19 protein-coding genes and 5 tRNA genes are annotated in these 24,067 nt (G+C 60.7%); 7 read left to right on the plus strand and 17 right to left on the minus strand.

The features are described from left to right. Positions 1 to 111 precede the first annotated feature (111 nt). Entirely contained in the window at positions 112 to 3,783 is a 3,672-nt protein-coding gene (locus A7D27_RS17080; RefSeq protein WP_069565522.1) for a PAS domain S-box protein, read from the plus strand. A 60-nt stretch (positions 3,784 to 3,843) separates the two neighbouring features. Here the strand turns inward: A7D27_RS17080 and A7D27_RS17085 are convergent, their stop codons facing one another. Continuing rightward, positions 3,844 to 4,299, minus strand: coding sequence for an Hsp20 family protein (locus A7D27_RS17085; protein WP_069562954.1), 456 nt, complete (start codon positions 4,297 to 4,299; stop codon positions 3,844 to 3,846). 109 nt (positions 4,300 to 4,408) lie between these two features. On the opposite strand from A7D27_RS17085, the gene A7D27_RS17090 reads away from it, so the two are divergent. Further along, on the plus strand, positions 4,409 to 5,155 hold the full coding sequence (locus tag A7D27_RS17090; RefSeq protein ID WP_069565523.1) for an SDR family oxidoreductase: 747 nt from the start codon (positions 4,409 to 4,411) through the stop codon (positions 5,153 to 5,155). Here the strand turns inward: A7D27_RS17090 and A7D27_RS17095 are convergent. After that, positions 5,113 to 6,108, minus strand: a complete 996-nt coding sequence (locus A7D27_RS17095; protein WP_069565524.1) for a tRNA-dihydrouridine synthase — start codon at positions 6,106 to 6,108, stop codon at positions 5,113 to 5,115. The genes A7D27_RS17090 and A7D27_RS17095 overlap by 43 nt on opposite strands. A gap of 133 nt (positions 6,109 to 6,241) precedes the next feature. On the opposite strand from A7D27_RS17095, the gene A7D27_RS17100 reads away from it, so the two are divergent. After that, positions 6,242 to 6,613, plus strand: a complete 372-nt coding sequence (locus A7D27_RS17100; RefSeq protein ID WP_069562956.1) for a hypothetical protein — start codon at positions 6,242 to 6,244, stop codon at positions 6,611 to 6,613. A gap of 2 nt (positions 6,614 to 6,615) precedes the next feature. Here the strand turns inward: A7D27_RS17100 and A7D27_RS17105 are convergent, their stop codons facing one another. The 8 genes from A7D27_RS17105 to A7D27_RS17140 form a co-directional block, all read right to left on the minus strand. Continuing rightward, on the minus strand, positions 6,616 to 7,053 hold the full coding sequence (locus tag A7D27_RS17105; protein ID WP_069562957.1) for a thioesterase family protein: 438 nt from the start codon (positions 7,051 to 7,053) through the stop codon (positions 6,616 to 6,618). Then, positions 7,053 to 7,700 carry a bifunctional 4-hydroxy-2-oxoglutarate aldolase/2-dehydro-3-deoxy-phosphogluconate aldolase gene (locus tag A7D27_RS17110; RefSeq protein ID WP_069565525.1) on the minus strand — a complete coding sequence of 216 codons (648 nt, stop codon included), beginning with the start codon at positions 7,698 to 7,700 and terminating at the stop codon, positions 7,053 to 7,055. Before A7D27_RS17110 ends, A7D27_RS17105 begins: the two co-directional genes overlap by 1 nt. A gap of 272 nt (positions 7,701 to 7,972) precedes the next feature. Beyond that, positions 7,973 to 8,048, minus strand: a tRNA-Glu gene (locus tag A7D27_RS17115). Between the two features lie 66 nt (positions 8,049 to 8,114). After that, positions 8,115 to 8,190, minus strand: a tRNA-Ala gene (locus A7D27_RS17120). A gap of 50 nt (positions 8,191 to 8,240) precedes the next feature. Continuing rightward, positions 8,241 to 8,316 (minus strand) — tRNA-Glu (locus A7D27_RS17125). Between the two features lie 45 nt (positions 8,317 to 8,361). Continuing rightward, a tRNA-Ala gene (locus A7D27_RS17130) sits at positions 8,362 to 8,437 on the minus strand. Between the two features lie 232 nt (positions 8,438 to 8,669). Further along, on the minus strand, positions 8,670 to 10,154 hold the full coding sequence (gltX, locus tag A7D27_RS17135; protein WP_069565526.1) for a glutamate--tRNA ligase: 1,485 nt from the start codon (positions 10,152 to 10,154) through the stop codon (positions 8,670 to 8,672). Between the two features lie 25 nt (positions 10,155 to 10,179). Further along, on the minus strand, positions 10,180 to 11,103 hold the full coding sequence (locus tag A7D27_RS17140; protein ID WP_069565527.1) for a LysR family transcriptional regulator: 924 nt from the start codon (positions 11,101 to 11,103) through the stop codon (positions 10,180 to 10,182). A 104-nt stretch (positions 11,104 to 11,207) separates the two neighbouring features. On the opposite strand from A7D27_RS17140, the gene A7D27_RS17145 reads away from it, so the two are divergent. Beyond that, complete coding sequence (locus tag A7D27_RS17145; RefSeq protein ID WP_069562961.1) at positions 11,208 to 12,245, plus strand: HlyD family secretion protein; 1,038 nt, start codon at positions 11,208 to 11,210, stop codon at positions 12,243 to 12,245. Between the two features lie 62 nt (positions 12,246 to 12,307). Then, positions 12,308 to 13,804 carry an MDR family MFS transporter gene (locus A7D27_RS17150; RefSeq protein WP_165667743.1) on the plus strand — a complete coding sequence of 499 codons (1,497 nt, stop codon included), beginning with the start codon at positions 12,308 to 12,310 and terminating at the stop codon, positions 13,802 to 13,804. Between the two features lie 9 nt (positions 13,805 to 13,813). On the opposite strand, the gene uvrB is transcribed toward A7D27_RS17150, so the two are convergent. Further along, the gene (uvrB, locus tag A7D27_RS17155; RefSeq protein ID WP_069565529.1) at positions 13,814 to 15,829 is read right to left on the minus strand and encodes an excinuclease ABC subunit UvrB; all 2,016 of its coding nucleotides are present in this window, start codon (positions 15,827 to 15,829) and stop codon (positions 13,814 to 13,816) included. Between the two features lie 186 nt (positions 15,830 to 16,015). Here uvrB and A7D27_RS17160 point away from each other — a divergent pair, with 186 nt between their 5' ends. Further along, entirely contained in the window at positions 16,016 to 17,212 is a 1,197-nt protein-coding gene (locus A7D27_RS17160) for an amino acid aminotransferase (RefSeq protein ID WP_069565530.1), read from the plus strand. A 69-nt stretch (positions 17,213 to 17,281) separates the two neighbouring features. Further along, a tRNA-Asn gene (locus A7D27_RS17165) sits at positions 17,282 to 17,357 on the plus strand. Positions 17,358 to 17,490: 133 nt separating this feature from the next. Here the strand turns inward: A7D27_RS17165 and A7D27_RS17170 are convergent. Genes A7D27_RS17170 through A7D27_RS17195 form a run of 6 tightly spaced genes read right to left on the minus strand, consistent with a single transcriptional unit; the run spans position 17,491 to position 24,040 of the window. Then, entirely contained in the window at positions 17,491 to 17,808 is a 318-nt protein-coding gene (locus A7D27_RS17170) for a ComEA family DNA-binding protein (RefSeq protein ID WP_069565531.1), read from the minus strand. Positions 17,809 to 17,866: 58 nt separating this feature from the next. Continuing rightward, positions 17,867 to 19,870, minus strand: coding sequence for a nucleoside-diphosphate sugar epimerase/dehydratase (locus tag A7D27_RS17175; protein ID WP_069565532.1), 2,004 nt, complete (start codon positions 19,868 to 19,870; stop codon positions 17,867 to 17,869). Between the two features lie 21 nt (positions 19,871 to 19,891). Beyond that, positions 19,892 to 20,926: a glycosyltransferase family 4 protein gene (locus A7D27_RS17180; protein ID WP_240922951.1), complete on the minus strand. Its 1,035-nt coding sequence runs from the start codon at positions 20,924 to 20,926 to the stop codon at positions 19,892 to 19,894. Beyond that, positions 20,911 to 21,876, minus strand: a complete 966-nt coding sequence (locus tag A7D27_RS17185) for an SDR family oxidoreductase (protein WP_069565534.1) — start codon at positions 21,874 to 21,876, stop codon at positions 20,911 to 20,913. The genes A7D27_RS17180 and A7D27_RS17185 overlap by 16 nt, the downstream gene beginning before the upstream one ends. Next, the gene (locus A7D27_RS17190) at positions 21,873 to 23,066 is read right to left on the minus strand and encodes a glycosyltransferase family 4 protein (RefSeq protein ID WP_170832301.1); all 1,194 of its coding nucleotides are present in this window, start codon (positions 23,064 to 23,066) and stop codon (positions 21,873 to 21,875) included. The genes A7D27_RS17185 and A7D27_RS17190 overlap by 4 nt, the downstream gene beginning before the upstream one ends. Further along, a complete protein-coding gene (locus A7D27_RS17195) occupies positions 23,066 to 24,040 on the minus strand; it encodes an NAD(P)-dependent oxidoreductase (protein WP_069565535.1) in 975 nt (324 codons plus the stop codon). Before A7D27_RS17195 ends, A7D27_RS17190 begins: the two co-directional genes overlap by 1 nt. Positions 24,041 to 24,067 lie beyond the last annotated feature (27 nt).

The following is a 24,067-nucleotide window of genomic DNA, read 5'->3' on the forward strand; positions in this document are numbered from 1 at the left end:
GGGCTGGGGCTAACGTGAAGGCCATAACGATAAGAAAAGGCCTTCCCATGCCTGCCTCGGTTCCAGGCCTCAACCGCGCCAATTCGTACCCTCCTGACAGACCCAGGCGCCATGACCCAATCTTCCGATAGCCCCCCGCTGCCCTTCATACCCGCCCTGGACCCGGTCGAGTTCGAACAGAGCTGGCAGGACGCCCCGCGCCTGATCGCCGCGCTCAACGGCGCGCGACTGGGGGCGTGGGACTGGGACCTGGCCAGCGGCCGGGTCAACTGGTCACGGGGCGCCCAGGCATTGTTCGGCTTCGACCCCCGGGTACCTTTGGCGCAGCGGGTCGACTACATGGAACTGATCCCGGCGGACGACCGCGACCGGATCATCGACCTGTTCAGGCTGGTGCTGGAGAACCGCCCCATTTCCCACGCCTACCGGCACCGTATTCGCTGGCCCGACGGCAGCCTGCACTGGTTGGAGATCAGCGGCAGCCTGCAGCAGGACGACGATGGCCGTCGCCACGTTATCGGCGTGATCCGTGACGTCACCACCCAGCAGGAACGTGACGAAGCCCTGGCCAGCTCGCAACGGCGCTTCTCCACCCTGTTCCAGCTCAGCCCGGACGTGGTGATGCTGGTGCGCGTGAAGGACGGCCGCATCACCGAGGCCAACCAGCACTTCGAAACACTGTTCGACTGGCCCTCCTCCGAAGTGATCGGGCGCAACACGCTGGAACTGAACCTTTGGGTCGATACCCGCCAGCGCGAGCACCTCTATCGCATCGGCCCCGGCTCCAGCGAACCCGTGGTGCAGGAAGTGCAGATGCGCACCCGCGCCGGCCGCCTGCTCGACGGCGTGCTGTCCACCCAGTACGTGGAGCTGGACGGCGATGCCTTCTTCATCAGCACCTTCCTCGACACCACGAAGCGTCGGCAGGCCGAAGCCGCGCTGCGCACCAGCGAGGAGAAGTTCGCCAAGGCCTTCCACAGCTCGCCGGACGCCATCGTCATCACCGAGCGCGAGAGCGGACTGTTCATCGAGGCCAACCCCAGCTTCGCCCGCCAGTTCGGCTGGACCAACGCCGAGACCATTGGGCGCACCTCTGCAGAGCTGGGCTTGTGGATCGACCCCGAGCAACGCCGGCAGATGCTGCTCAGCCAAGACGAGAATGGCCGGCTGATGGGCGTGGAAGTGGAACTCCGCCACCGCGACGGCACCACCAGCACCAACCTGATCTACGGCGACCAGATTCAATTGCAGGGGCGCGACTGCCTGGTCCTCACCGTGCGCGATATCACCACAGTGCGCGCCCAGGAGCGCGCCCTGCGCGACAGCCAGGAACGCCTGGCCCTGGCCCTGGAGTCAGCGGACCTGGGCACCTGGGATTGGCACATCCCCAGCGGGCGGCTGCATGGCTCGGCGCGCGCCTCCGCCCTCCACGGGCTGCCACCGGAGCCCTTCGACGGCGACTTCCACCTGTTCTTCGCCAGCGTTCCCGCCGAGGACCGCCGCACGATGCGCAAGGCCTATCAGGACCTGCAGGACGGCCGCCAGACGCGCTATGAGCTGATCTACCGCTCACGCTTCGCCAATGGTGAGGTGCATTATCTGGAGAGCACCGCCAAGCTCTACTACGACGCCAACGGGGCCCCGCTGCGCATGGCGGGCACGCTCATGGACATCACCGAGCGCGTGCGCCGCGAGCAGCGCCTGGCGGCCTCGGAGGAGAAGTTCTCCACCCTGTTCCAGGCCAGCCCGGACCCGATCTGCGTCACCCGCCTGCGCGACGGCGCCTTCATCGAGATCAACCCCAGCTTCACCGAGGTATTCGGCTGGAAACCGGAAGAGATCGTCGGCCGTCGCGCCCCCGAGATCCATTTCTGGGCCGACCTGGAGCAACGCGAGCAACTCTCCGCCCAATTGATGCGGGAAAAGAGCCTGGACAATGTCGAGGCCCACTACCTCAAGCGCTCCGGCAAACCGATCACCTGCGTGGTCTCCAGCCGCTTTATCCGCGTCGAACGGCAGCTGTGCATCACTACCACCTTCCGCGACGTGACCGAGCGCAAGCAGGCGGAATCCGCGCTCAAGGCCAGTCAGGAGAAATTCGCCAAAGCATTCCACAGCTCGCCGGATGCCATCACCATCACCGACCTGGAAAGCGGCCGCTACATCGAGGTCAACGAAGGCTTCTGCCGCCTCACCGGCTACAGCGCGGAGGAGGTGATCGGCCGTACCGCCGGCGAGATGCAGATCTGGTCGGACCCGGCCGAGCGCCGCCGGCTGCTGGAAGTGCTGGACCGCGACGGCCGCGCGCTGCACCTGGAAATGGTCGGTCGCCACCGCGACGGACACACCAAGACGGTGGAAGTGTCGGTGGAGCGCATCGAGCTGGACGGCAAGGCCTGCCTGCTGCTCACCGCGCGGGATATCAGCGCCCTGAAGGACGCTCAAGCGCAGATCCACCACCTGGCCTACCACGACCCGCTGACCAACCTGCCCAACCGCGCCCTGTTGATGGACCGCCTCACCCAGCAGATCGCCCTGCTCAAGCGACACGACCTGCGCGGCGCCCTGCTCTTCCTCGACCTGGATCACTTCAAGCACATCAACGACTCCCTCGGCCACCCGGTGGGCGACGCCGTGCTGAAGATGGTCACCGCGCGCCTCGAAGCCAGCGTGCGCCTGGAAGACACCGTGGCACGCCTGGGCGGTGACGAGTTCGTGGTGCTGCTCAGCGGCCTGGAGGGCAAGCGCTCGGACGTGACGCGCCAGGTCCGCCTTATCGCCGACAAGCTGCGCAAACTGCTGGCCGAGCCGATGCTGCTGGACGGCCACCACCTGCAGGTGACGCCAAGCATCGGTATTGCGTTGATCCCGGACCACGGCCAGACCCCGGCCGACCTGCTCAAGCGTGCCGATATTGCGCTTTACCGGGCCAAGGACTCGGGGCGCAATGCCATCCAACTGTTTCGCTCCACCATGCAGGAAGCGGCCAGCGAGCGATTGCGCCTGGAGAACGACCTGCGCCTGGCGCTCGCCCGCAGCGAGTTCGAACTGCACTACCAACCCCAGGTGGATGCCCGCAGCAACTGCATCGTCGGTGCCGAAGCCCTGTTGCGCTGGGTACACCCGACCCTGGGCCCGCAATCGCCAGGCCAGTTCATTCAGGTGCTGGAGGAAAGCGGACAGATCCTGGAGGTGGGCAACTGGGTACTGGAAGAAGCCTGCCGCAACTGCGCCACACTGATCGCCGATGGCCTGATTGACCCGAGCGACTTCAGCCTGTGCGTCAACATCAGCCCCCGGCAGTTCCGCCAGAATGACTTCGTCGAACGCATCGAGAAAAGCCTGGCCGACAGCCACCTGCCCCGCCGCGTTCTCAAGCTGGAAGTCACCGAAGGCATCGTGATCCAGAACATCGACGACACCATCGGCAAGATGCGCCGGTTGAAGAAGCTCGGCGTGAGCTTCGCCATGGACGACTTCGGCACCGGGTACTCGTCCCTCACCTACCTCAAGCGCCTGCCGGTGGACGTGCTGAAGATCGACCAGTCCTTCGTCCGCGACGCCACCAACGACCCCAATGACGCCGAGATCATCCGCGCCATCGTCGCCATGGCGCGCAGCCTTGGCCTGGGCATGGTGGCCGAAGGCGTGGAGCAGCCCGAGCAACTGGAATTCCTCGAGCAGCAAGGCTGCTACCTCTACCAGGGCTACCTGTTCAGCCGCCCCCTACCCTTCTCCGCTTTCCGCACGCTGCTCAAACCAACGACGGCCGCCAACGCCTGATTTCCGGACAGGAAAAAGGGCGCCACTCGGGCGCCCTTGTTTCGCACGGCCAGGAGTCGATCAGTGCTCCAGCATGGCCGGCCCGCCGTTGCCACCGATGGGAATGCGCTTGGGCTTGGCCTCTTCCGGCACGACACGCACCAGGTCGATGTTGAGCAGGCCGTTCTGCAGCGATGCGCCCTTCACCTCGATGTGGTCGGCCAGACGGAACGACAGCTTGAAAGCGCGCTGGGCGATGCCCTGGTGCAGGTAGGTCACGCTGCTCTCGGCGCCCTTGTCGCGCTTGCCACCGCTGACGGTCAGCACGCCACGCTCGACCTGCAGTTCGAGGTCGTCTTCCTGGAAGCCGGCGGCCGCGACCACGATGCGGTACTGATCATCGCCATGCTTCTCGACGTTGTAGGGCGGGTAGCTGCTGCCCCCTTCGTTGCGCAGGGCCGACTCGAACAGGTCGTTGAAGCGATCGAAACCCACGGAATGGCGGAACAGGGGGGCCAGGGAAAATGCAGTGCTCATAGTGTTCTCCTGAATAGATCAGCAAGGGTTCTACGGGTGCGGGACCCGACTTCGGCATCCCGCAGTACCCTAGATAGGGACAGGCCGATACTTTTCAAGGGGGTAAATCATGTGCAAGGTCATGCTCGTCACAGGAGCCAATCGTGGCATCGGTGCTGCCACGGCACGTCTCGCCGCGCAACGCGGCTACGCCGTGGGTATCAACTACCGGGAGCGGCGCGAAGAGGCCGAGGCGCTGGTCAATGCCATACGCGCGGGGGGTGGCGAGGCGTTGGCAATCCAGGCCGACGCGGGCGTCGAAGAACAGGTCGAGCAGATGTTCCAGCGCCTGGACGAGGCGCTCGGCCAGCTGGACGTGCTGGTGAACAACGCCGGCATGCTGGAGCGGCAGATGCGCCTGGAGGCGATGGACGCAGCCCGCTTCGAGCGCGTCCTGCGGGCCAACGTGATAGGCAGCTTCCTCTGTGCGAAGCAGGCCATCCGCCGCCTGTCGACCCAGCACGGCGGCACCGGTGGCGCCATTGTCAACCTGTCCTCGGTGGCAGCCCGTATCGGCGCTCCCGATGAATACATCGACTATGCCGCTGCCAAGGGCGCCATCGATGCCATGACCCTGGGCATGGCGAAGGAACTGGCCGGCGACGGCATCCGGGTCAACGCGGTTCGTCCGGGGGTGATCCACACCGACATCCATGCCAGCGGCGGCGAGCCCGACCGGATCGAACGGGTGCGCCACGCCGTGCCAATGAAGCGCGGGGGCGAAGCGGAGGAAATTGCAGCGGCCATCCTGTGGCTGGCCAGCGACGAGGCGTCCTACACCACCGGCGCCATTCTGGACGTTTCGGGCGGCCGCTGAATTGCGAGCAGATCGCAGCCCAGCAGGCTGTCGATGCGCAGGCAGTCATGCTCCCGGCGGATCTCGGCGAACAGCGCCACCGCCTCGGGGTAGGTCCGGGTCAGCATGCCCACCCATTGCTTGAGGCGACCGGGGGCGTAGCGCGGCGCGAGCTTGTGCCGGGCCTGGCGCCAGAAGTCCTGCAGCAGCGGGAAGAACGCCTCCCAGCTCATCTCCTCCGGCTCGCGACCATCGCGCACGGCCGCGATCTGCCGGGCCAGCGAGGGGCGCGAAACCAGGCCGCGACCGAGCATGATGTCCTCCACCCCGCTCACCTCCCGGCAACGGAGCCAGTCGTCCAGGGTCCACACCTCGCCGTTGGCGAACACCGGCACGCGCACCACGTCCTGCACCCGCGCGACCCACTCCCAGTGGGCAGGTGGCTTGTAACCCTCCACCTTGGTACGGGCGTGGACCACGATCTGCTGGGCGCCGCCGTCGGCAAGCGCGCGAACACAGTCGAGGGCGACTTCCGGGCTGTCGTAGCCCAGACGCATCTTCGCCGTCACCGGAATGGCCGCCGGTACCGCGCGCCGCACCTCGGAAACGATGGCATGCAGCAACTCGGGCTCCTTGAGCAGCACGGCGCCACCCCGGGACTTGTTCACTGTCTTGGCCGGGCAGCCGAAGTTCAGGTCGATGACCGGCGCCCCGAGCTCGCAGGCAAAGGCGGCGTTCTCGCCCAGGCACACCGGATCAGAGCCGAGGAACTGCACCCGCATGGGCGTGCCTGCACGGGTGCGTGCACCGTCGGCCAGCTCAGGTGCCAGCTTCTGGTAGGTGGTGGCGGGCAACAAGCGGTCGCACACGCGGATGAACTCGGTGACGCACCAATCGATGCCGCCCACGCGGGTGAGGACGTCACGCAGGATTTCGTCGACCAGGCCTTCCATGGGTGCCAAGGCGATTTGCATAGGTACTGAAGGGGGGAGTGTTGAGGGGCGCGTAGTGTAATGGGCGGCCCTGAGGGTTAGAACCCTTGAATGGGTGGGAGCCGAAGCCGCTCGTCCGTGGTCCAAACCGCAGGACCAGAACCGTGAGCCCCGTATGAAAGCCCCCTGCCTCGCCCTCGCCTGCTGCCTGACCGCGTCCGCCAACGGCTTTGCGGCCACGCTGCAGCCTGCGCCAGACGCTCTGGCCGAACTGGAAGTCCGCCGGGACGAAAACGCCGCGAACGCCTGCGACATCAACCTCTACCTGCGGGATGAGGCCGTGGCGCAGCTCGTGCCGGGGCAAGCGGTGGTACTGGAGATACCGGCAGGCGAGCAGGTGCTGGCCTTGCGGCAAGCACCTTCGGGGTACTGCAGCGCCGGCCCGGTGGGGCGGCCGCAATCGATCCTCCTGCAACCGGGGGAGCATCGTGGCTTGCGCATCATGCAAAGCCCGACGGAGCTGTACCTGGCGCCCGCCCTGGAATGAGCTCAATCGGCCGGCAGCAGAGCCCGACCGTAACCCTCGACGAACTCGACGGGCATGCGCTTGGGCCGACCGGTGGACAGTTCGATGCAGACGAAGGTGGTGCGTGCTCGCAGGAGCGTCGCGCCATCTTCAGGACGGATCAGCTGGAAGCAGCGGTCCATCTTCAGGCGCTGGTCCGACTCGACGATCCAGGTGCCCATCTGCAGCGCCTGCCCTTCATAGGCGGCGGCCAGGTAGTCGATCTCGTGGCGCACCACCGCCATGGCGCGGTCGAGGCGACGGTATTCGGCAAGGTCCAGGCCCAGGCTTTGGGAGTGGCGCCAGGCACAGCGCTCCAGCCAACTGACGTAGACAGCGTTGTTGGCATGACCAAGGCCATCGATGTCATCAGCCGCCACGATCAGGTCGATCACGAATGGATCAGGTCGGTCCCAGTTCATCAGCCGTGCTCCGCCTTGTGCACCAGCTCCCGGGCCTCCCGCGCCAGCTGGGTGATCTGGTCCCAGGCGCGAGCGCGGATCAGACTCGACGGCGCGATCCAGGTACCGCCCACGCACGCGACGTTGGGCAGTTGCAGGAAGCCCAGCAGGTTGTCCGGCGTGACGCCGCCGGTGGGGCAGAAGCGGATGCCGGTGAAGGGTCCCTTCAGGCTCTTGAGCATCTTCACGCTGGCATTGCCGTTGGCGGGGAACAGCTTCAGCGAGCGGTAGCCGTATTCCAGCGCCAGCAGCACCTCGGACGGTGTCATGACGCCGGGCAGGTAAGGCAGGCCGGAGTCCTCGGCGGCGGCGGCCAGGCGCTCGGTGCAGCCCGGGCTCACGGCAAAATGCGCACCGGCATCGCGAACCTCCAGGAACTGCTCGGTGTGGATCAGCGTGCCCGCCCCCACCAGCAGCTCCGGGAACTCCTTGCGGATCGCCGCGACCGCGTCCAGCGCACGCGGCGTACGCAAGGTCACCTCCAGCACCTCGACCCCACCGGCACTCAGCGCACCGGCCAGGTCCAGCGCCAGGGCGGTGTCTTCGATCACCAGCACCGGCAAGACGGGGCGCGCCCTGCGCAACACCACATCCATCGTCAGACTCATTTGCCTCTATCCCCTCAATGCAGATGCCACGGCCCACCGGGCCGGCCACTCCAGATGTCGACCGACACCGGGCCGACGTGTTCCTTGGAAGCGAACAGCACCCACCCGGTCACGGCGGCCGCCAATGGGCTGCCATCTTCCAGCACGCGCAGGCCGCCGCCAAGGGCCAGCCGGCCAAAGGCACGAGGGAAAGGAGGAATTTTTTCAGGCCCAAAAACAAAAGGGCCACTCCATGACGGAATGACCCTTGAAACCCCGCAGAGCGGGAAAAGTGGCGTCCCCTAGGGGACTCGAACCCCTGTTACCGCCGTGAAAGGGCGGTGTCCTAGGCCACTAGACGAAGGGGACAGTAACCTTCGAAAAGCAAGGCCAGCTTAGTGCTGGCCTTGGATTTGATGCTGTACGCATCGGATTTGGTGGAGCTAGACGGGATCGAACCGTCGACCTCTTGCATGCCATGCAAGCGCTCTCCCAGCTGAGCTATAGCCCCGAAAACCGCTTCGGTGCGCGATTTGCCTTATGGCAATCGCTGCTGGAAAGTGGCGTCCCCTAGGGGACTCGAACCCCTGTTACCGCCGTGAAAGGGCGGTGTCCTAGGCCACTAGACGAAGGGGACTTAACCTTCGCGAACATGAAGCGTTCGCTTCACATTCCGGTAAATTGGTGGAGCTAGACGGGATCGAACCGTCGACCTCTTGCATGCCATGCAAGCGCTCTCCCAGCTGAGCTATAGCCCCAAAGTACCGCTGGATCGCTTCGCTACGTTGAGTTCGTCGCGAAGACGGGGCGCATATTAAGGGCGACCCTGGAGGTCGTCAACAAATTTTTTCATCGGAATCGAAAATTTTTCGTCGGCAGAACAAACACTTACCCGTCTCTGCCATTGCCGCGCGGCAAAACAGAAGCCACCGCCCTGCCCACACATACGAAAAGGCCCGCATCAGGCGGGCCTCTTCGGTACTCGATCACTCAACCAGGAATGGCGTCGCGGATCTTCTCCCACTCCTTGGTTTCCTTCTTCGACGTGCCCCCAAGCAGCTCGAGTGCCTGGCGCAGACGGAAACGGGTGAGATCGGCACCGAGGATCTCCATGGCATCCAGCACCGAGACCGAGCTGGATTGCCCGGTGATGGCCGGGAACATCAGCAGCATGACATCCCGCAGCTTCAACCCGAGGTGCTCGGCCACGGCCTGGATGCAGCCGGTGATGCGGTCCTTCTCCCACTGGCGCAGCGACTCCAGCTTCCACAGCACCAACTGCAGGACCTGGCGAACCTGGTCGGACGAGAGCTTCTTGTGCTCGAACAGCGATGCATCCAGAGGCAGAGCACCGGCGAAGAAGAAGCCGGCCAGCGGAGCGATCTGGCTGAAGGTCTCGACCCGGCCCTGTACGTGGGGGGCGATCTTCATCAGGTAGTCGGGATTCAGTGCCCACTTCTGCACCTCAGCCGCGAAGCGCTCCACCGGCAGCTCGCGTATCCACTGGCCGTTGAGCCAGGAGAGCTTCTCCAGGTCGAAGATCGGGCCGCCCAGGGACACGCGCGACAGATCGAAGTGCTCGATCATCTCCGTCAGGGAGAACTTCTCGCGCTCGTCCGGCATCGACCAGCCCATGCGGCCGAGGTAGTTGAGCATCGCCTCGGGCAGGTAGCCCATGCGCTCGTAGAAGGTGATGGAGGTCGGGTTCTTGCGCTTGGAGAGCTTGCTCTTGTCCGGGTTGCGCAGCAGCGGCATGTAGCAGAGCGTGGGCTGCTCCCAGCCGAAATACTCGTAGAGCTTGATGAGCTTGGGCGCCGATGGCAGCCACTCCTCGCCACGGAGCACATGGGTGATGCCCATCAGGTGGTCATCGACCACGTTGGCCAGGAAGTAGGTGGGCAGGCCATCGGTCTTCATCAGCACCTGCATGTCCATGCGGTCCCACGGGATCTCGACGTCGCCGCGGAGCATGTCCGGAACCACGCAGACGCCCTCGGTGGGCATCTTCATGCGGATGACATGGGGCTCGCCCGCTGCGATGCGCTTGGCCGACTCCTCGCGGGGAAGGTGCATGCAGTGGCCGTCATAGCGCGGGGTTTCCTTGCGCTCGGTCTGCTCGGCACGCAGCTTGTCCAGGCGCTCGGCGGTGCAGAAGCAGGGGAAGGCATGGTCCTTGTCCACCAGCTCCTGGGCGTACTTCTTGTAGATCTCGCCGCGCTCGCTCTGGCGGTAGGGACCATGCGGGCCGCCCACATCCGGGCCCTCGTCCCACTCGATGCCCAGCCAGCGCAAGGCGTCGAATATCTGCTGCTCGGACTCGCGGGTGGAGCGCAACTGGTCCGTATCCTCGATGCGCAGGATGAACTGGCCACCGTGCTGACGGGCGAAGCAGAGATTGAAGAGGGCGATGTAGGCGGTACCGACGTGCGGGTCACCGGTGGGCGACGGCGCGATGCGGGTGCGGACAGTGGTCATGGAGGGTCCTGATACAGAGGAACGGTCAAGGGCGCGATGTTAGCAGGCGCGAGCCAGCGGGCTCCAGCCACGCGGCCTCCTCCTCCATGGCCAGCCGGGCCATGAGGAAATCCAGGAAGGCCTTGACCTTCATCGCCTGGAATCGCCGTGACGGGTAGACGGCGTAGATCTCGCCGCTGGGCAGCGGAACTCCAGGCAGCAGCTCGACCAGCTCCCCACGGCGCACCGCCTGCTCGGTAATCATCAGCGGTAACGAGGCAATGCCCGCGCCCCACAGCACCGCCTCGCGGGCAAAGGTGATGTTGTTGCAGTGCAGCACCCGCTGGCAGGGCACGGAGGCCTCCAGCAGCGGCCAGTAGCGCTGGGAGTCGATGGGCAACAAAACGGCGCGGTGCAGGGCCAGGTCTTCGGCCGTACGCGGCACGCCATGAGCCGCCAGGTAGGCCGGGCTGGCGCAAAGACGCCGTCCGGCCTCGAACAGCTTGCGAGCGATCAGGCTCGAGTCCTGCGGCTGGCCCACCAGGATGGCGATGTCCACCCCCTCCTCCAGCGGGTCCACTTCCCGGGAGGTCAGCTCCACCTGGGCGGTGATCTGCGGGTACTGGCTCATGAACTGCCCCAGCACCCGGCCCAGGAACATCTGGCCGAACTCGATGGGGGCCGTGATACGCAACAATCCGGACGGTGCCTGCTGCAACTGCATGACCGCCTGCTCAGCCTCGGCGAAGTCGAGCATGATCTGCCGGCATCGGTCGTAATAGGCCTGCCCCACTTCCGTGAGCCGCAATTTGCGGGTGGTGCGGTTGAGCAGGCGCACGCCCAGCCGCTCCTCCAACAACGCGATGCGCCGGCTCACCGTGGACTTCTGCATGCCCAAGCTATGGGCTGCCTGGGTAAAGCTGTGCAGTTCCACAACGCGAGTAAAGATCAGCGCATCATCCAGCCCCATTATTGTTCCCCATAAGCAACAAAGTTTACGAAGTGTACTGGCTACTTGCCTGACTGGAACAGTGCTAGATTCCCGCGTCTTTGGTCACAGATTCGAGCCTGCCTATGCCTGCCCCACTGAAACGCCGCCTGTTCATCTTCCTGACGCTGTTGGTGCTGGTGGTTGGTGGTTTCTTCGCGCATTGGTTGCTGATCGGGCGCTTCCTGGAGAGCACCGATAACGCCTATGTCCAGGGCGAAATCACCCGGGTCTCGAGTCAGCTCGGTGCGCGTATAGAAGAGGTGCTGGTGGGAGACAACCAGGCCGTGAAGAAGGGAGACCTGCTGGTGCGCCTGGAGTCGGCGGACTTCCGCGTCGCCCTCGAGCGCGCCCAGGCCACCCTGGCCACCCGCGAGGCCGAGCTGGCACAGGCCCAGAGCAAACTTACCCAGCAGTCCAGCCTGATCGCCGCCAGCGAAGCGGATGTCTCCGCGAGCCAGGCCACACTGGGCCGTACCCAGATCGACCTGTCCCGCGCACAGACCCTGCGCAAGCCCGGCTACGTGTCGGAAGAGCGCGTCACCACCCTTTCGGCTGACTCCCGCGTGGCCCGTTCGCAACTGGCCAAGGCCGAAGCCGACCTCAAGGCCCAGCGGGTGCAGACCGATGCGCTGCGTGCCGACATCAAGCGCCTGGAGGCACAGATCGCCACCGCCCGGGCAGACATTGCCCAGGCTGAACTGAACCTGGCGCGCACCGAGATTCGCGCCCCCATCGACGGCTTCGTCGGCCAGCGCGCAGCACGCAATGGCCAGTATGTCCAGGTAGGCGCCCATCTGATGTCTCTGGTGCCGGACCAGGACATCTGGGTGCAGGCCAACTTCAAGGAAACCCAGATCGAGCACATGCAGCCGGGCCAGAAGGTTGAGTTGGTGTTCGACAGCTTCCCCGGCACCCCGATCGAAGGCCGCGTGGATAGCCTGTTCGCCGCCTCCGGCGCGCAGTTCAGCCTGCTGCCACCGGACAATGCCACCGGCAACTTCACCAAGGTGGTGCAGCGCATCCCGGTGAAGATCACCTTCGACCACGAAAGCTTCCTGAAAGGCCGCATCCGCCCCGGCATGTCGGTGCTGGCGAAGGTTTCCATTCAGCAGGATCAATGACTGTGGCCGCTGACGCGCTGCTGCGCCCTACCGGCGAGCCCAGTCGACGGGACTGGATCGCCGTGATGAGCGCCATGCTCGGCGCCTTCATGGCGGTGCTGGACATCCAGATCACCAACTCATCGCTCAAGGACATCCAGGGCGCTCTGTCAGCCACTCTGGAAGAAGGCTCGTGGATCTCCACCTCCTATCTGGTGGCCGAGATCATCATGATTCCCCTCACCGCCTGGCTGGTGCAGTTGCTTTCGGCACGCCGGCTGGCCGTATGGGTTTCCCTGGGCTTCCTCGCCTCATCGCTGCTCTGCTCATTGGCCTGGAACCTGGAGAGCATGATCGTCTTCCGCGCCATGCAGGGTTTCACCGGCGGGGCACTGATCCCGCTGGCCTTCACGCTCACACTGATCAAGCTGCCGGAGCACCACCGCGCCAAGGGCATGGCGCTGTTCGCTATCACCGCCACCTTCGCGCCTTCCATCGGCCCGACACTGGGTGGCTGGCTCACCGAGAATTTCGGCTGGGAATACATCTTCTACATCAACGTGCCCCCGGGCCTGCTGATGATTGCAGGCCTGATGTACGGCCTGGAGAAAAAGGCGTCCCACTGGGAACTGCTCAAGCGCACGGACTATGCCGGCATCGTCACCCTCGGCCTGGGGCTGGGCTGCCTACAGGTGTTCCTAGAGGAAGGACACCGCAAGGACTGGCTAGAGTCGAGCCTGATCGTCGGGCTGGGCAGCATCGCCCTGGTGAGCCTGGTCCTGTTCGTGATCCTCCAGCTCTCGAGACCCAACCCGCTAATCAACCTGGGCATCCTGGCCAACCGCAACTTCGGGCTGAGCAGCATCTCCAGCCTGGGGCTGGGCGTGGGGCTCTACGGGTCCATCTATGTGCTACCGCTCTACCTGGCGCAGATCCAGGGCTATAACGCGCTGCAAATCGGCGAAGTGATCATGTGGATGGGCGTGCCCCAGCTGTTCCTGATCCCACTGGTGCCCAAACTTATGAAGCTCATTTCGCCGAAGCTGCTGTGCGCAATCGGGTTTGGACTGTTCGGTGTGGCCAGCTTCGCCTCGGGTGTCCTCAATCCGGACTTCGCCGGCCCTCAGTTCCACCAGATACAGATCGTCCGTGCCCTGGGCCAACCTCTGGTCATGGTGACCATCTCACTGATTGCCACGGCGTACATCCTGCCCCAGGACGCGGGCTCTGCTTCCAGCCTGTTCAACATCCTGCGCAACCTGGGCGGCGCCATCGGCATCGCCCTGCTGGCCACTCTGCTGGACAGCCGCGCCAAGGTCTACTTCGACTACCTGCGTGAATCACTGGTGCCCAGCAATCCCCAGGTCGCAGAGCGCCTGGCCCTGCTTTCAGAGACACTCGGCAGTGATCAGGCTGCGCTGGGCAAGTTGAGTGAGATTGCCCACCAGCAGGCAGCAATCATGGCGTACAACGATGCCTTCCATTTCATCGGTATCGCACTCGGGGTCAGCATGATTGCCGTACTGCTGACACGCAGTCTGCCGGCCGGTGGCAGTGGGGCCGGCGCTGCGGCCCACTGATACGGGGTATCAGACCTTCAACAACAGGTCGCGCAGCTTCTGGATTTCGTCCCGCAGTTGCGCGGCGGCTTCGAATTCCAGATCGCGGGCGAGCTGGAACATCCTCTCCTCCATCTGCCGGATGCGCTTGTTGATCTCGCTGGGCGAGCGCAACTCGGCCTCATAACGCGCACTCTCTTCGGCTGCCTTGGCCTGGGCCTTGCGCTTGTTGCTGCGCGCTCCGGGTACGGTCGCGCCTTCGAGGATGTCCTTGATGTCCTTCTGGACACCCCTGGGCACGATGCCGTTGGCTTCATTGAAGGCGATTTGCTTGGCGCGGCGACGCTCGGTCTCGTCGATTGCACGCTGCATCGATCCCGTCACGTTGTCGGCATAGAGAATCGCCCGCCCGTGCAGGTTCCGCGCGGCGCGACCGATGGTCTGGATCAATGAACGCTCCGAACGCAGGAAGCCTTCCTTGTCGGCATCGAGGATGGCCACCAGCGAAACCTCGGGCATGTCCAGCCCCTCACGCAGCAGGTTGATCCCCACCAGGACATCGAAGGCACCGGTGCGCAAGTCGCGAATGATCTCGACCCGTTCGACGGTGTCGATGTCGGAGTGCAGGTAGCGCACACGAACGTCGTGGTCCCCCAGGTAGTCGGTGAGGTCCTCCGCCATCCGCTTGGTCAGTGTGGTGACCAGCACGCGCTGCTCCAGCGCGACGCGCTTGCGGATCTCCGAAAGCAGATCGTCCACCTGGGTGACGGCCGGACGCACCTCGATCTCAGGGTCCACCAGGCCGGTGGGCCGGACCACCTGTTCGACCACGCGCCCGGCATGCTCCCCCTCGTAGGGACCGGGCGTGGCCGAGACGAAGATGGTCTGCGGCGCCATCAACTCCCATTCATCGAAGCGCATCGGACGGTTGTCCAGGGCGGACGGCAAGCGGAAGCCGTACTCCACCAGGGTTTCCTTGCGGGAACGGTCACCTTTGTACATGGCGCCGATCTGCGGGACGGTGACATGAGATTCGTCAATCACCAGTAGGGCATTCGGCGGGAGGTAGTCATACAGGGTGGGTGGCGCCTGCCCGGGATCGCGCCCGGACAGATAGCGGGAGTAGTTCTCGATGCCGTTGCAGTAGCCCAGTTCAAGAATCATCTCCAGGTCGAAACGGGTGCGCTGCTCCAGTCGCTGGGCCTCCAGCAGCTTGTTGGCGCCACGCAGCTGCTCCAACCGCTCCTTGAGCTCTTCCTTGATCTTCTCTACCGCCTCGAGCAGCGTCTCGCGCGGCGTGACGTAGTGGCTCTTGGGGTAGAAGGTGAAGCGGGGCAGCTTGCGAATCACCTCGCCGGTGAGCGGGTCGAACGCCGACAAGCTCTCGACCTCGTCGTCGAACAGCTCGACGCGAATGGCCTCCAGATCGGATTCGGCGGGGAAGATGTCGATCACATCGCCACGCACCCGGAAGGAGGCTCGGGCGAAATCCATGTCATTGCGGGTGTACTGCAGATCCGCCAGGCGCCGAAGCAACGCGCGCTGGTCGATACGATCGCCCCGGTCCAGGTGAAGGACCATCTTCAGGTAGGACGCGGGATCACCCAGGCCATAGATCGAGGACACGGTGGCCACGATGATCGCGTCCGAACGCTCCAGCAGCGCCTTGGTTGCCGAGAGGCGCATCTGCTCGATGTGGTCGTTGATCGAGGCATCCTTCTCGATGTAAGTGTCCGAGGACGGAACGTAGGCCTCCGGCTGGTAATAGTCGTAATACGAGACGAAGTACTCGACGGAATTGTTCGGAAAAAAGGCCTTGAACTCACCATACAACTGGGCAGCCAAGGTCTTGTTGGGCGCCAGAACCAAGGTGGGCCGCTGCACCTTGGCGATCACATTGGCGATGCTGAAGGTCTTGCCGGAGCCGGTCACGCCCAGCAGGGTCTGATGCGAAAGGCCCGCCTCCAGGCCCTCCACCATCTGACGGATGGCCTCGGGCTGATCGCCGGCGGGATGGAAACGCGTGACGAGCTGAAAGTCTGACATGGCGATCCTCGGACTTGCGATGTGACCCCCTCGCGCAGAGGGCGTCAAAACTGGCGAAAAGCGGGCGTTTGATGTCGCCCCTGGCGACCGTGACCGCTATAATACCGGCCCGATTGCGCAACCCCAATGCAGACGCTCGGGGTTGCTCAGGCCCCCTACCCTTCCCTCTCCTCGAGCAGCCGCATCATGAGTCTGTTTTCTGCTGTCGAAATGGCCCCACGCGACCCGATCCTGGGCCTTAACGAAGCATTCAACGCCGATACCCGCCCCACGAAGGTGAACCTCGGCGTAGGCGTCTACTACAACGAGCAAGGCCGTATCCCCCTGCTCCGCGCCGTAGCCGAAGCCGAAAAAGCCCGCATCGAAGCCCATGCACCCCGCGGCTACCTGCCAATCGAAGGCATTGCCGCCTACGATCAGGCCGTGCAGAAGCTGCTCTTCGGTGCTGACTCCCAACTGCTCGCTGAAGGCCGTGTCGTCACGACCCAGGCTGTAGGCGGCACCGGCGCACTGAAAACCGGCGCAGACTTCCTCAAGCGCCTGCTGCCCGATGCGGTTGTGGCCATCAGCGATCCGAGCTGGGAAAACCACCGCGCGCTGTTCGAGTCCGCCGGCTTCCCGGTCCAGAACTACCGCTACTACGATGCCGCCACCCATGGCGTAAACCGCGCTGGCCTGCTGGAAGACCTGAAAGCCCTGCCCGCACGCTCCATCGTGGTCCTCCACGCCTGCTGCCACAACCCGACCGGCGTCGACCTGGAACTGGATGACTGGAAGGCGGTACTGGAAGTCCTGCGCGAGCGCGAGCATGTTCCGTTCTTGGACATCGCCTACCAGGGTTTTGGTGCAGGTATCGACGAAGACGCCTTCGCTGTCCGCCTGTTCGCTGAATCCGGGCTGCAGTTCTTCGTGTCCAGCTCCTTCTCCAAATCGTTCTCGCTGTATGGCGAGCGCGTTGGTGCACTGTCCGTCGTCACCGGTTCGAAGGAAGAAGCCGGCCGCGTCCTGTCCCAGATCAAGCGCGTCATCCGCACCAACTACTCCAACCCACCGACCCACGGCGCCACCGTTGTGGCCAGCGTGCTGAACAGCAATGAGCTGCGCGCCATGTGGGAAGCCGAACTTGCCGAGATGCGCAGCCGCATCCACAGCATGCGCCTCGCCATGGTCGAGCAACTCGCCGCCCAAGGCGCCAAGCGTGACTTCAGCTTCGTTGCTCGCCAGCGCGGCATGTTCTCCTACTCCGGTCTTACTGCCGAGCAGGTCGAGCGCCTGAAGAACGAGTTCGGCATCTACGCCGTCAGTACCGGCCGCATCTGCGTAGCGGCACTGAACGGCAGCAACCTGGACAGCGTTACCCACGCCATCACCCAAGTGCTCTGAGCAAGACAGGAGAAGCTCAAGCCAGGTGCTTGACTTCTCCTTTCTAATCAGTAAGATACGCACCGTTGTTCCGCGATAGCTCAGTCGGTAGAGCAAATGACTGTTAATCATTGGGTCCCTGGTTCGAGTCCAGGTCGCGGAGCCAAATTCAAAAGCCCTCAGCATGTGCCGGGGGCTTTTTCGTTTATGCACCCGATTCGTACCAGCCTCGCATTACGCTACAAAGCGCAGGCGCAAAAAAGCCGGCTATAAGCCGGCTCCCTTTTTGATCACGACGCTCATTCAACAATGAGTCTGTCGCGGTTAGCCTCCAGAGTCTTTGCACCGATCCCCTTTACCTGCAGAAGATCGTCCACGGAAGAAAAAGCACCATTGGCATCTCGGTAAGCCACTATGGCCTTGGCCTTCATCTCACCGACTCCAACCATTGCGTCCTGCAAGGTAGTGGCATCAGCTTTGTTGATGTCTACTTTCTTGGCCACCTGCTGAGCCGCGGCTTTCAATGGCTCATTCTTCGCTGGCGCCTCAACAGCGATAGCAGAACCAGCGAAGCCGAGAAATACAAACAGCAGGGAAAGAACCCGTACGAGCATCATCACTTAAATCTCCATGTGGCTAACGTGTGGGCGGTATTCCTTAATCCGCCGAGCCAAGCTAGTCATTCGGGAGCGCAGACTCAACTTCTCGTTGCTGATGGATCCAGTCAACAATTTCCTCCTGTGGAGAGTAACCATTGACGGTCTCGCGTAGGATTTGACGAACCATCCTGTAATCATCTCTTTCGACAGCATCTAACAGGCGCTCAATAACAGTCTTTAGCTCCCCCCAAGGCAGATGCTCCTCATTAGCACGCATGATCATTGGATGATCGGTCGTGCTGACATTCTCACCAATAAGCAGCTCCTCATAGAGCTTCTCACCTGGGCGTAACCCAGTGAACTCAATAGCGATATCTCCGCTGGGATCATCTTCGTTACGGACACTGAGCCCCGATAAACGAATCATCTTTTCTGCCAGTTCGGCAATCTTGACGGGCTGCCCCATGTCAAGAACGAACACATCACCACCCCGTCCCATCGATCCCGCCTGAATAACCAACTGGGCAGCCTCAGGGATCGTCATGAAGTAGCGGGTGATATTGGGGTGAGTTACTGTGACCGGCCCACCTCGCTTGATTTGCTCACGAAACAGCGGAATCACCGAGCCGGACGACCCCAGAACATTACCGAAGCGAACCATGGTGAAGCGAGTCTTGTTGACTTGGTTGACACGAGCCTCGTCTCCCAGAAAAAGAGGCTCAGGCTCCCCACTTAGCGCCTGTAGCACCATTTCTGCAAGGCGCTTAGTGCTACCCATCACGTTGGTTGGACGCACAGCTTTATCAGTTGAAATCAGAACGAAATGCTCGACTCCGGCCTGTATAGCAGCCTGCGCGGTATTCAGGCTACCGAGAACGTTATTGAGTATACCCTCCGCAATGTTGTGCTCAACAAGGGGGACATGTTTGTAGGCAGCCGCATGGTAGACGGTATCCACTTTCCATGTACACATCACATCCAGCATGCGATCGCTGTTGCGGATCGAGCCTAGGATCGGCAATAAGCGGACAGGCAGGCTATAAGAGCGGACACGCCGCTCCAGCTCCGAGTGGATGCTATAGAGATTGAATTCGCTGTGTTCAAAGAGGATCAGTGTATCGGGATTGGAACCGATTATCTGACGGCACAGCTCGGAACCGATGGAGCCTCCCGCGCCTGTGACCATGACTACCTGGCCACGGATACAGCGTTCGAAAAGATCAGCATTTGGTAGGACGGCATCACGCCCGAGCAGGTCAGAAATATCTACCTCTTGAATATCCTCGACCTTAACACGTCCGTTAGCTAGATCGGTAAGACCCGGTACGCTACGCACATGCAATGCATAGGGCTCAAGCGCTTCGAGAATTTCACGTCGGCGCACTCGTGAAATCGACGGCATTGCAAGCAATACCCCGTCTACTTCCGTCTCATCAACCATCTGTTGGATATGCTTGGGGGTATAAACTCGCAAACCAGCAATTACACGATTTGTAATCCCCTCATCGTCATCCAAGAACGCTACCGCCCGCATGGTTCGGCTAAAGCGTAAAGCGGCCGCTAGTTGATTACCCGCCGTACCAGCACCGTAAATAGCAACACGAGAAAATTTTGCAGCGCTATCCCTCCGAATAGAAAAAGGTTCAAACCAGTCCCCAACAAAAAACTGGCGCATAACCAAGCGTAACCCACCCAACAACAGCAGGCTTAGCCACCAGTAATTAAAAACCATGGACCTCGGTACGATTGCCGTCGGCCCCGTATACCAATAGATCGCTAACGCTAACACCAATGCAGAGAGTGTTACGGCCTTCGTAATAATAATGAGCGCATCACTGCCGACATAACGCATGACTGCCCGATACATACCGAGATGAACAAAAATTGGCAAGGCAATAGCAGGAGCAATCAAAAATAACCAACCGTGGCCAGTAAAGGGATTTGCTGCCAACCAATCGCCCAAACGAACCGCGAAAGAGAGCCAAAGAGCAAACCAAATTAAAAATACATCAACACACAGCTGTAATATACGCTTCTGGCGCTTCGGTAGCCCGATCAAAAACTGACGCAATTCTTTCATAAATAACCTAAGCAACCCAACTCAGCCACTCTCAGGCATGCCGGCGCGAAATCGCCGAGCGAGCCAAGCCAAAGGGCTATAGGCAAGCAAGAGCCCCCAAAAACCCTCCATTAGGCCGGTGGCAACTAACGCAGCTATTGGCAAGAGCCAAAACAGATTGATCGCCACGACTGCCATAGTGACCGGCAAGTGGCCACGATAACAGCGAGAAGCATATTGATAAGCATGACTACGATGAGCTTCATATACACGCTCCCCCCTAAGGGAGCGATGAACCAGCGTATAAGTGGCATCAACGATAAAAACACCGAGCAAAATCATCCACACCCAAAGCAGTTTAGGATTTTCCCATCCAGCCTTTAGGGATAGAGCTCCTAGTACCAACCCAAGAAAGCCACTGCCAGCGTCCCCCATAAATATTTTTGCCGGAGGGAAATTCCAAAACAAAAAACCACAAACAGCGGCAGCCAGCAGTAATGACAATACCAAACTACTGCCTTGCTGCCCAGATAGAAAACCCAAGAACGCCGCAGAAACGCATACGCAGATTGCCTCACAACTAGCGATCCCGTCGATGCCATCCATGAAGTTATAGAGATTAAGCATCCACACCAGATAGAGTGTTGCAGCTACACACCCAACTTGCCCGAACCGCCATTCGCTGTCAAAAATAAGTATTGCCGGAGCCCCCCCTAACAAATAGAGGATCCAAATGGCAGCGGCAAAATGTCCAAGTATTCGCCAACGGGCCGCAATATGCCCATGATCGTCTAGAAAACCCAGTAATGCCATAGCCCCCCCCGCACCAACCAAGGCCCAAAAAATCTCATCAGTAATGTCCAAGCCGATCTTGCGTGCAATAAAAAGCCCAAATATATAGACCACCACAATTGCAACCCCACCGCCTCGCGGTGTTGGCATGAAATGTGAGCTACGCTCGTTTGGCACATCCAGTAAATTACGCGACAGAGCATACCGCAGCAGCACTGCCGTTAATGCAAAAGCCAATATCGACAACAGAGCAATAAGAAACACAAGAATCATAATCTCTGACATTCCAAATAGTGCTTCGCCGTTTTAATCAAGGCTTGATTGACCGAGACTAGTGGACTCCAACCGAGTACCTCCCGAGTTTTATCTATATTTACTTGTAATGAACAACAGATTCGGCGGCTAAGATCTTGGCGACCAATAAGCAATGCGCCACACTTTATCCAACTCTGCGGTACTCGGAGCAGACGAGCAGGGCGTCCCAAAGCCTGGCCCAAACGATGCAGTAGCTCGGTAGTAGAAATATCCTCGCCATCACTTACGAGAAAGCGCTGCCCGGCAGCTGCGGGATGCGTTATACAAAGTTCTAGCAGATCGGTTAGATTGTCCAGCGCCACCAGACTTCGACAATTATCTATCGCACCCAACGGGAGCGGAACGCCCTTGCTCACGCAACGCAACATGCTGAGAAAATTGGCTTTGACTCCCGGACCATATATCAATGGCGGTCGGACAATGACCACTTCCAACCCTGTTGTTGCAGCTATCGCCATCAGACCGTTTTCTGCCTCGCGCTTAGAGACACCGTATGGGTCACAGGTCAACGACTTATCATCAGCGCGAAAGACTTGGCCCGGCAGCGTCTGCTCGCCATTGACTTTTATTGAACTGACAAAGATGAAACGCCGAACACCAGCCTCAATTGCCTGTCGTGCCAGCCGCAGAGAGCCGTCCACATTTACTCGACGAAATTCAGCAAGCGGATCGCTCAAGCGCTCTTTAATCACGTGAACGCGAGCGGCACAATGAATCACCGTGTGTATTCCCTCCAAAGCAGCACGCCAATCTCCGCCAGCCCCCAATTCGGGGGCTCTAAAACTTTCTACCGCCCCCCCCAAAAACTCGACCTGCCGAGATGCAGCGCGCACCTGAAAGCACTCATTGCGCGATAGCTGCCCAACCAGAGCTCTTCCGACAAAACCTGAAGCACCGGTGACTAAAATAGATAAACTCACCCCTTAACGCCCATGTTTGCACTAAATATATCAAGCCATCGCTCGTATTGGGAAATAAGCAGATCACTCATATGGGAGGAGGCAAAATGCTCACGGGCCCGGCGCTGAGCTGCCTTGCCCATGGCTTTACATATTTCAGAATTACACAACAGCGTCTCCATTGCCTCGGCTAGTGCATGGGAGTCTCTTACAGGTACTAACAGGCCGGTATTGCCGTGCTCTACCGCATCGATAAGCCCATAGATCTCTGTACCGATAGTCGGAATTCCCATTGCTGCGGCCTCCAATACCACAGTACCAAAACCCTCACGATAGCTTGGCAATACCAAAAAATTGGAAATTGCCATAAAGCGCTCCGGCTCTGGCGAAAAGCCAATCAGCTTAACCCGAGCACGTGCTTGCACCGACAACGCGCCGAGAAACGCCTCACAATCAGCCTCCAAGGGACCGAGCACGACTAAAGTAGCGAAAACATTTCGGTTTATCAGCTCATCATAAGCAGCCAGTAGCTCGGTAATACCTTTATCGAGAGTGAGGCGCCCAACAAAAAGAAGCACTGGCGCCCCATCAGATATACCCAACTCATACCGTAAAGCAATGCGCTCTTTGTCGGAGAAACGTTCGGGATCAAAACGATGTAAGTCGATCCCAGCAAGCGAGCCATACCCAATCACACCAATCGCTGTGTCGCTCGCGACACCACTCTCAACCACAAAACTCCGCTGACTAGGGCTATCGGCATAGCAATAAGTGTTCAGTTTGGCAATAAGCCAATCACTGGACTTAGAAAGCCAGCGCTTCACGCCGCTCAATCCCACCCAAGGCTGCCCAGTGAACGTGTGCAGCCGTATAGGGACGCCTGCAAGAATGGCCGCGACACTACAGAGCAGCCCAGCCTTGGGTGTGGTTGAATGAACGATATCGAAATGCTCTTTCCGAAATAAATACCACAGTCGCCACAGTGCTACTAAATCGCGCACAGGATGAATCTTACGTGGGATATCAACAGACACGTATCTCATACCCGGAAACTGGAACGCTAGCTGATCGTCACTAGCTATAACTGTTAGCTCGCTCCCTACATCGACGATAGCCTTCAATTGCGCTTTCAATTGTGTCTCAACAAAGAACGCCACAGTGGACACGCGGGCAATCTTCACTCCAGCCAATCGCAGATCGGTGTTAGACATCAGCCCACCTCGTCATGTGCAAATACCTCGCCGATACAATCTGAGATAGCACGGCGGGGCCGATATCCCAGTACCACCTCCAATTTTCTGCAGTCATAATGTGTACGCGCAACGAGCGAATCGATCCTCGCTTGAGTCAGGGGATAATGCGCCAATCGACGCCCCCCCATCGCGAAAACTCTGACAAGAGATTCTGGTAGACGGATAAACGGGGGCGCCACCCCAAAGTGCCTCGCCATTGCGTTTACTAATACCTCTTGGGGACAATCATTCGATAGATTGAAGACTTGGCCTTGCGCCACCGACTCGAACCCACAGAGCATCAGGGCTTCGACCACATCATCCACGTGTACATAAGTCGATATTGCACCTGGTTCACCCACATAAAAAAAACAACGCCGCCGAATAATACGTCCCCATTGGCGTAATGAACCATTAGGCATTCCCGCGCCAAATATGTTGGAAGGGCGCAAGATCGAAACAGTCATCAAGCCCGGCTGGGCGCTACTAATGACCAAACTATCAGCTCTGGTCTTGGACACTTCGTATACGCCCCGAGGAGCCAACATGCTCTCCTCAGTAATCGTTCGCTCAAGGTTCGCCCTTACAGGAGAGCCATACGCCCCTACGCTACTCAGCTGAACCCAATGCAAAGTGTGGCCCGAAGCTTCAGCCCGACGCTTGCAGGCGTCCAACAAGCGAGCAGTAGCGTCAACATGTAGCGCCTCCATGAGCCCCTCATTATGCAGCTCACCAGCGCAGTTGAATATCAACGAACAACCTGAAATAGCCGCATCGAGATCACAATTAAGATCAAGCAAATCCAGCTGCTTCCACTCGACTCGCGAATTGTCGAAAAGCGCATCAGATTGGGTCTTACGCGACAGAACTCTTACCTCATGACCTGCGCCAAGAAGCAGAAGAAGCAATTTCTTACCTATGAAACCAGTGCCACCGATAAGCAGTACTTTCAACTAGCACCCTCTAAACCGAAAAATCAA

The sequence above is a fragment of the Pseudomonas sp. 1D4 genome (assembly GCF_001728925.1).
GTDB lineage: Bacteria > Pseudomonadota > Gammaproteobacteria > Pseudomonadales > Pseudomonadaceae > Metapseudomonas > Metapseudomonas otitidis.

Bases quoted from the DNA above. Each gene is read 5' to 3' on its own strand.
- A7D27_RS17145 (WP_069562961.1), top strand. From the start codon at position 11,208: ATGCCTGCCCCACTGAAACGCCGCCTGTTCATCTTCCTGACGCTGTTG.
- A7D27_RS17090 (WP_069565523.1), top strand. From the start codon at position 4,409: ATGTGCAAGGTCATGCTCGTCACAGGAGCCAATCGTGGCATCGGTGCT.
- uvrB (WP_069565529.1), bottom strand. From the start codon at position 15,829: ATGTCAGACTTTCAGCTCGTCACGCGTTTCCATCCCGCCGGCGATCAG.
- A7D27_RS17105 (WP_069562957.1), bottom strand. From the start codon at position 7,053: ATGAACTGGGACCGACCTGATCCATTCGTGATCGACCTGATCGTGGCG.
- A7D27_RS17180 (WP_240922951.1), bottom strand. From the start codon at position 20,926: ATGTCAGAGATTATGATTCTTGTGTTTCTTATTGCTCTGTTGTCGATA.
- A7D27_RS17100 (WP_069562956.1), top strand. From the start codon at position 6,242: ATGAAAGCCCCCTGCCTCGCCCTCGCCTGCTGCCTGACCGCGTCCGCC.
- A7D27_RS17140 (WP_069565527.1), bottom strand. From the start codon at position 11,103: ATGGGGCTGGATGATGCGCTGATCTTTACTCGCGTTGTGGAACTGCAC.
- A7D27_RS17110 (WP_069565525.1), bottom strand. From the start codon at position 7,700: ATGAGTCTGACGATGGATGTGGTGTTGCGCAGGGCGCGCCCCGTCTTG.
- A7D27_RS17175 (WP_069565532.1), bottom strand. From the start codon at position 19,870: ATGAAAGAATTGCGTCAGTTTTTGATCGGGCTACCGAAGCGCCAGAAG.
- A7D27_RS17170 (WP_069565531.1), bottom strand. From the start codon at position 17,808: ATGATGCTCGTACGGGTTCTTTCCCTGCTGTTTGTATTTCTCGGCTTC.
- A7D27_RS17085 (WP_069562954.1), bottom strand. From the start codon at position 4,299: ATGAGCACTGCATTTTCCCTGGCCCCCCTGTTCCGCCATTCCGTGGGT.
- A7D27_RS17160 (WP_069565530.1), top strand. From the start codon at position 16,016: ATGAGTCTGTTTTCTGCTGTCGAAATGGCCCCACGCGACCCGATCCTG.
- A7D27_RS17080 (WP_069565522.1), top strand. From the start codon at position 112: ATGACCCAATCTTCCGATAGCCCCCCGCTGCCCTTCATACCCGCCCTG.
- A7D27_RS17095 (WP_069565524.1), bottom strand. From the start codon at position 6,108: ATGCAAATCGCCTTGGCACCCATGGAAGGCCTGGTCGACGAAATCCTG.
- A7D27_RS17190 (WP_170832301.1), bottom strand. From the start codon at position 23,066: ATGTCTAACACCGATCTGCGATTGGCTGGAGTGAAGATTGCCCGCGTG.
- gltX (WP_069565526.1), bottom strand. From the start codon at position 10,154: ATGACCACTGTCCGCACCCGCATCGCGCCGTCGCCCACCGGTGACCCG.